Below are 4,235 nucleotides of genomic sequence, written 5' to 3' on the forward strand. Positions count from 1 at the left end.
GCGGCGCCGCCCGCCACGTTCGAGGCCGGGTCCTCGCGCAGGCGTTCGGGGCTGAGGCCGGTCAGGCGGGCGGCCCTCGGCAGGGTGGTGAGCCGGGCGGGCAGCTCCCCGGTGCGCACCGCTCGTGCCTCGGGACGCTTCGGCGGGCGGGCCTCGTCGCCGCGCGGGTCCTCCGCGCCCGAGGCGTGGTGGTCGGAGGCGGCGAGTGCGGTGCGGGCGTCCGTGAGGTGCATGGGGCCGTAGCCGCCGGTCACGCTCGGGGCTCCGGCGTGGGCGTCCCAGCGGGACTGGAGGTAGGAGACGCCGAGCAGCACGCTCTGCGGTACGTCGTACTCGGCGGCTGCGGCGGCGAATGCCTGCTGGAGGCGGGCGGTGCCCGGCGGGGCGGTGGAGGGGGCGGCACCGAGCAGGGGGAGGGTGAGGGCGGCTGCGGCGAGGATGCGGACGGGTTGTCTCAATGCGGCCTCCGGGGACGGTGGGGCGTGCGACGTGAGCCGAGTGGTGCGTCAGTGGTACCGGTCGGCTGATAATCCGTCAATCATGCCCAGGGAGGCGCGTATGACCTTGTCAATCGGGGTGCGCGTCGGTTTCGTGGCGGTGGGTGCCGGACCTGCGGGGCGTCAGTGGTGTACGCCGGTGACAGCGAGCGGCACCCGGCAATCCCGCGTAGCTGCGCCCACCCGTGCCGCCCTGCGGCACGATTGCCCGCAGTGGCGGTGGGGTTTTCAGCGGGTGCCCACTGCTGCTCGTACCGCTCGGCGGGCCATGTGGCAGTCGTCGTGGAGGCGACGGAGGAGGAGGCGGTGTTCCTCTCCGGACGGGGCCGTCGGGGACGTGTCCTGCATCGAGCGCTGGACGGCCGTCTCGTACGTGCGGATCTCCCGGGTCAGTACGAGCATCAGGTTCACCAGGAAGGCGTCCCGCGAGGCCGGTCCCGCCGACTGAGCGATCTGGCTGATCTGACGCCGGGCCGCCGGAGCGTCCCCGAGCACCGACCACAGCGTCGCCAGGTCGTACCCCGGCAGGTACCAGCCCGCGTGCTCCCAGTCCACCAGCACCGGACCGGCCGGTGAGATCAGGATGTTGGAGAGCAGGGCGTCGCCGTGGCAGAACTGGCCCATGCCCTGCCGTCCGGTGGCCAGCGCGATGCCGTGCAGCAGCTTCTGCAGGTCGCCCAGGTCCCGGTCGGTGAGCAGACCCAGCTCGTGGTACCGGGAGATACGGGCCGCGTAGTCCAGCGGCGCGTCGAACGTCCCGGCCGGCGGCCGCCAGGAGTTCAGCCGGCAGATCGCGCCGAGTGCGGCCCTGATGTCCGCCCGCGGCGGTGCCTCGGCCGGGTGCCGCTGGAGCGCCGCGACCCTTCCGGGCAGCCGCTCGATCACCAGTGTGCCGTTGTCCGGATCCGCCGCGATCAGCCGGGGCGCCCGCACAGGCGGACGGTGCCGGACGAACGAGCGGTATGCCGCTATTTCGTGGCGGATCCGCTCACTCCACGCGGGGGAGTGGTCCACTAAACACTTGGCGACCGCGGTGCTCCGGCCGGTGGTGCCGACCAGCAGGACGGACCGGCCGGTGCGGCGCAGCACCTGGACCGGCGCGAACTCCGGGCAGATGCGGTGCACCGACGCGATCGCCGTGCGCAACTGGGCGCCCTGCGGGCCGGACAGGTCGAGCCTCCCGCTGAGCGGCTGGGTGCCCGGTCCCGCGGTGCGCCGTACGTTGCCGGCGCCGAGGACGGGGTTCGCCGGGCGCGCGGGGGCGAGGTAGGGGCCGCTGTCCGACGGACGGGGGCGCAGCGGCCGGGGCGGGGCGGACACGGAGGACGATGCTGCGTACATGGGTGATACAGATCCCTTCGTGTGCCTGCGACGTCAGTGCACCACCCGGCCCGGCCGCCCGGGCGCACCCTGGGGGAATGCCCCTGTGCGACGGGGTCGTGGTGGCGCGTTCCTACTCGACACCCGATGTCCCCTGGCACACCATCTGGCGCACCCTGGCGAACCCTGGCGAATAGTCGCCCGGCAACCCGCACCGGGCTACTGTCAACTCAGCCGAGAACCTGGGGGCTTGACGTGAGCGGACAACCCAACACCCGGCTCTCGGACCTGTTCGGCCTGGCCGGCTGGTCCAAGGGCGAACTCGCGAGGCTGGTCAACCGGCAGGCGGCGGCCATGGGCCACCCCCAGCTGGCGACCGACACCTCCCGGGTGCGGCGGTGGATCGACATGGGAGAGATCCCGCGCGATCCCGTACCGCGGGTGCTGGCGGCCCTGTTCACCGAGCGTCTCGGCCGTGTCGTGACCATCGAGGATCTCGGTCTGGTCCGGCACGGGCGTACGGGGAAACGGCCACGTCCCGGGAGTGCGGAACATCCTGACGGAGTGCCGTGGGCGCCCGAGCGGACAGCCGAGGTCCTCACCGAATTCACGGGAATGGACCTCATGCTCAACCGACGCGGCTTGGTGGGCGCGGGTGCCGCGCTCACCGCGGGCTCCGCACTCAGCAGCGCCATGCACGACTGGCTGCACACCGATCCGGCCCTGACCGCCGACGCTCCCCGACTCGACGACCCCCTGCGCGCCGACCCCGCCGGGTTCGACCGGTACGAGGCCGCCCCGATCGGCTCGCAGGAGATCGAGGAACTGGAGCGCTCCGTGGAGGTGTTCCGAGCCTGGGACGCCGCCCGCGGCGGCGGTCTCCAGCGCAAGGCGGTGGTCGGCCAGCTCAACGAGGTGGGCGGGATGCTCGCCTACCGCCACCCACCCCATCTCCAGCGGCGCCTGTGGGGCGTCGCCGCCAACCTCGCCGTCCTCGCGGGCTGGATGTCGCACGACGTCGGCATGGAACCCACGGCCCAGAAGTACTTCGTGATCGCCGCCCACGCGGCCCGGGAGGGCGGTGACCGGCCGCGCGCCGGTGAGGCCCTGTCCCGGGCGGCACGGCAGATGGTGCACCTGGGCCGGCCCGACGAGGCGATGGACCTGATGAAGCTCGCCCAGTCCGGCTCGGGCGAGGAGGTCCTGCCGCGCACCCGCGCCATGTTCCACACCATCGAGGCGTGGGCGCAGGCGTCCATGGGCAAGGGCCAGGCGATGCGCCGCACCCTGGGACAGGCGGAGGACCTGTTCGTCTCCGACAAGGGGGACGTGCCCCCGCCGAACTGGATGCAGCTGTTCAACGAGGCGGACCTGTACGGCATGCAGGCCCTGGCGTACCGGACGCTCGCGGAGTTCGAGCCGGACGCCGCCACGCACGCCCAGCACTACGCGGACAAGGCGCTGGCGCTGCGGGTCGACGCGCAGCAGCGGTCGAAGATCTTCGACTTCCTGTCCATGGCCTCCGCGTGCTTCATCGCCGACGACCCCGAACAGGCGGACCGGTTCGCGCGCCTCGCCCTGGTGTCGATGGGGCAGAACTCCTCGCGCCGCACCTGGGACCGGCTGCGCCAGATGTACCGGCTCACCGCCGAGTACTCCTCGTACCCGAGGATCCAGGAACTCAGGGAGGAGATCGAACTGGTGCTGCCCAGGCCCAGGGGCAAGGGCGGCAGCGCCCAGGCGTGAGGGGACGGCCCGGCGCGGATCGGCTACGGGGCGACCCGGGCGACGAGCACACAGGCGTCGTCGCACTCCCGCTCGCCGAGCTCCTCCACGACCGCCCGGACGCACTCCTGTGCGGTGCGGGCGGCGGCGAAGCGCGGGGCCAGTCCGAGCAGACGGTGCACGGCGGTGGCTCCGGCGTGTCCGGGCACCAGTCCGTCGGTGTGCAGCAGCAGCACGTCGCCGGCTTCGAGGGTCACCTCGGCCTGTCCGTAGGAGGCGCCGGGGGTGGCCCCGAGCAGCACGCCGTCCGGGGCGTCCAGCGCCCGCCCCGTCCCGCCGCGGAACAGCAGCGGGGCGGGGTGTCCGGCCTGCGCCCACAGCAGTGAGCGGGTCCCGGGCCGGTAGCGCAGACAGACGGCGCTGCCCAGGGCCGGCTGCGCGGTGGTGTCCAGTAACCGGTTGAGGCAGGTCAGCAGTGGTCCCGGCGCGGTGCCGGTCATCGCCATGCCGCGCACGGCGCCGAGCAGCATCGCCATGCCCGACGCGGCGCCGACGCCGTGCCCGGTCAGCTCGCCGGCGCCGAGCAGCGTCGTGCCGTCGGGCAGCTCCAGGGCGTCGTACCAGTCGCCGCCGATCCGTGCGTGCGCCGACGGCGGCAGGTGGGTCGCGGCGAGGTCGAGGGTTCCCGGGCCG

General features: G+C 73.4%; 3 protein-coding genes and 1 pseudogene. 1 reads left to right on the top strand and 3 read right to left on the bottom strand.

From position 1 onward, the window contains the following. Positions 1–458: pseudogene (locus B7767_RS29170) on the bottom strand (N-acetylmuramoyl-L-alanine amidase); the annotation flags it as partial. Positions 459–725: 267 nt separating this feature from the next. After that, on the bottom strand, positions 726–1,838 hold the full coding sequence (locus B7767_RS29175; RefSeq protein WP_085574773.1) for an aminoglycoside phosphotransferase family protein: 1,113 nt from the start codon (positions 1,836–1,838) through the stop codon (positions 726–728). A 234-nt stretch (positions 1,839–2,072) separates the two neighbouring features. On the opposite strand from B7767_RS29175, the gene B7767_RS29180 reads away from it, so the two are divergent. Further along, a complete protein-coding gene (locus B7767_RS29180) occupies positions 2,073–3,563 on the top strand; it encodes a hypothetical protein (protein ID WP_085574774.1) in 1,491 nt (496 codons plus the stop codon). A gap of 23 nt (positions 3,564–3,586) precedes the next feature. Here the strand turns inward: B7767_RS29180 and B7767_RS29185 are convergent. Then, positions 3,587–4,235: PP2C family protein-serine/threonine phosphatase (locus B7767_RS29185; protein WP_143652685.1), on the bottom strand; the 649-nt coding region annotated here is incomplete at its 5' end.

The sequence above is a fragment of the Streptomyces sp. 13-12-16 genome (assembly GCF_002114215.1).
Lineage (GTDB): Bacteria > Actinomycetota > Actinomycetes > Streptomycetales > Streptomycetaceae > Streptomyces.